The sequence below is a fragment of the Couchioplanes azureus genome (assembly GCF_014648355.1).
Taxonomy (GTDB): domain Bacteria; phylum Actinomycetota; class Actinomycetes; order Mycobacteriales; family Micromonosporaceae; genus Actinoplanes; species Actinoplanes azureus.
This window is the reverse complement of record NZ_BMQY01000028.1, coordinates 1-2,290: the sequence shown is the minus strand read 5'-3', so window position 1 is coordinate 2,290 and position 2,290 is coordinate 1. Positions and strand designations below refer to the sequence as shown.

Annotated in this window: 3 protein-coding genes; 1 reads left to right on the top strand and 2 read right to left on the bottom strand. The window is 71.6% G+C overall.

Annotation, left to right across the window (positions count from 1 at the left end; all coding sequences use genetic code 11):
- Positions 1–406 (top strand): hypothetical protein (locus tag IEY99_RS33675; protein WP_189208175.1); only part of this gene is annotated, 406 nt, incomplete at its 5' end.
- Between the two features lie 106 nt (positions 407–512).
- On the opposite strand, the gene IEY99_RS33670 is transcribed toward IEY99_RS33675, so the two are convergent.
- Together IEY99_RS33670 and IEY99_RS33665 are read right to left on the bottom strand one after the other, a co-directional pair.
- The gene (locus tag IEY99_RS33670; RefSeq protein ID WP_189208174.1) at positions 513–1,073 is read right to left on the bottom strand and encodes a hypothetical protein; all 561 of its coding nucleotides are present in this window, start codon (positions 1,071–1,073) and stop codon (positions 513–515) included.
- A 13-nt stretch (positions 1,074–1,086) separates the two neighbouring features.
- On the bottom strand, positions 1,087–2,290 hold a 1,204-nt coding region (locus IEY99_RS33665; RefSeq protein WP_229799504.1), incomplete at its 5' end, for a hypothetical protein.

The window sequence follows — 2,290 nt, the reverse complement described above, 5'->3', positions numbered from 1 at the left end:
GCGGAGCGATGTTCAACGTCCTGACGAAGTGGTGGACAAACGGCATCTGATCGATGACCAGGTCCAAGACCACGACCTGACGCTCGACCACGATCTGACCGAGGTCCTGCCGCAGGAGGCCGTCCACGACGAGCGGGCGAACGTGACGCTCGGCTACGACCCCGAGACCCGCCGGGTCTTGTTCTCCACCACCGGCCGCGAGCCCGTCGTGGTGTTCGTCACCGGCCTCGTGATGGGCGGCGGTGTGACAGCGGCCAGCGTCATGGCCGACGACACACCGGCCCTGGACGCGGGCGAGGCGGGTGTCGGCGTCGGGGTTCTGATCATCGTCGTCGCGGCCATTCGCAGCGTTCAGCTGTCGCGCCGGCGCAAGAAGGAACGGCGTCAGAAGGAGGACCGCCCCTAACCGGGGTTCGGCTCCCCCATACCGGCTGCGGGGTCCCGGGGCGTACTCCCCGGACCCGCATCCTGACCAACGCCGTCTCCGGTCGCCGTCGTGACCGGGGGCTTCGTCATTCTCGGGACAGGCCCAGGAACTCGACGCCGGCGCCGTCCTCCCAGCTCCAGTTGGGCGGGTAGCCCTCGTCCTCCAGGGCGTCCTGGATGGCGTCGAGGGCGGCGGCGTCGTCGCCGTTCTCCCAGGCGTCGAGGATCGCCTCCATCGCGTACGGGTCGAGGTCGAGCTCGACCAGGCGATCGCGGGTGGGCCAGGATTTGCCCACCTTCGGCCCCTGCTGGCCCTTGATCTTCAGCTTGGCGCCCTTGTTCTTCATCCTCGTCTTGCGGATCTTGCTGCCGGAGGCGCCGCGGATCCGGGAGTCCTTCTGCACGAAGTCGCGGATCGCGCCGGCGTGCTTCTTGTCGCTGCGCGTCTCGCGGCCGGTGCGGGTGGTCATGCGCTGCACCTGGCGGACGGTCACGCCGAGGGAGGCGGCGAGGTCTTTTTTGAACTGGGCGAGGTCCTTCTTGCTGGCGCCGGCGGCCTCCAGCCGCTCGACGGCCTGGCGCACGTTCTCGGGCGGGGTGCCGCCCTTGCGGCCCGCGGTGACCGCCTTCCAGAGATCTGCTCCCATGCCGTCGGGCATGTCACGCCACCTCCTTCTCGAACAGCTCCATCAGCTCCTTGTGCAGCCGCGGGGCGCGGTGGCCGAGCAGCGGGGCGACGTCGGTCATCGCGGCGGTGCCGGCGTGCTTGAAGTAGGCCAGGCGCACCGGGTCGAGGCGGCCGGGGTCCTTCGCCGGGCCGAGGCCCAGCTCGGCGGCGACGGCGGCCGGGTCGGGGTTGTCGGAGGCGTACAGCACGCAGTCGATCGCCACGGCGAGCGGGTACCGGCCGGTTTCGCTCGCGACGGCGGCGAGCTTGCGCAGCAGGTTGGCGCGGGCCTGGCCCATGATGTGGTGCTGCCAGTCCGGGCGGTACAGCCGATCGCCCTCGGTGGATTTGGCGCCGTACTTGCCGATTGGGGCGGTGTAGGACAGCTTCAGCGCCCGGTCGACGGCGGCGAGGTTGGCGTCGGTGCCGCGGGCCGGGTGCAGGCGTTCGCGGGCGTCGCGGAGCAGCTCGTAGGCCTGTTCGAAGTAGCGCACGCCGGGGCGGGTGGCGCGCAGGCCGTCGACGGCGGGCCAGAGCCAGGCGTCGAGGACGGTGCCGTCCCACCAGCCGGCGCGCCGGGCTTGGTCGAGGCTGGGGGTGGTGAGCCAGATCGGGCCGGTGCGGCCGCGGGAGGTGGGGTCGAATGGGTTGGGCAGCATGTCGCGGTCCCAGGTGCCGGGGTCGATCTGCCAGTAGCCGGGGATCTTGGGGTCGAAGGTGGCGCCGGGGGTGTGCTCGGCGGCGCCCAGGCCGACGTACACGGCGCCCATCGCGGACAGGCGCATGCCGTTCTTGTCGAACGCGTGCACGTAGGTCATGCCCGACTCGATCGGGGTGGGGGGGCGCTGCCAGTACAGGTCGGTCTCGGCGAGGGTCTTGTCGGTGGCCGGCGGCGGCGGGGCGGCCGGGTCGACCAGCCGCTTGGAGGCGCGGGTGCGGGTGCGCTCGATGAGGTTCTGCCCGGTGACCGCGTTGGAGACCATCCAGGCGGTGCCGGTGGTCTCGATGTACGCGGTCAGGCGGGCGGCCAGCTCGGCGTGGTCCGGCTGGTGGCCGGTCTCGTCGTCCAGCAGCGGGCAGTCCTGGCTGGGCTTGTGCCCGGGGATCCAGTGCGGCAGGACCAGGCGCAGCCCGATGCCGCCGTCGCGGTAGGCGGTGATCCACCAGTGCGGGGTCTCGCCCTTCTCGGCGAGGAAC

What these genes read in the sequence shown, in the direction of transcription:
- IEY99_RS33670 (WP_189208174.1), bottom strand. Translation starts at nt 1,073, where the DNA reads ATGGGAGCAGATCTCTGGAAGGCGGTCACCGCGGGCCGCAAGGGCGGC.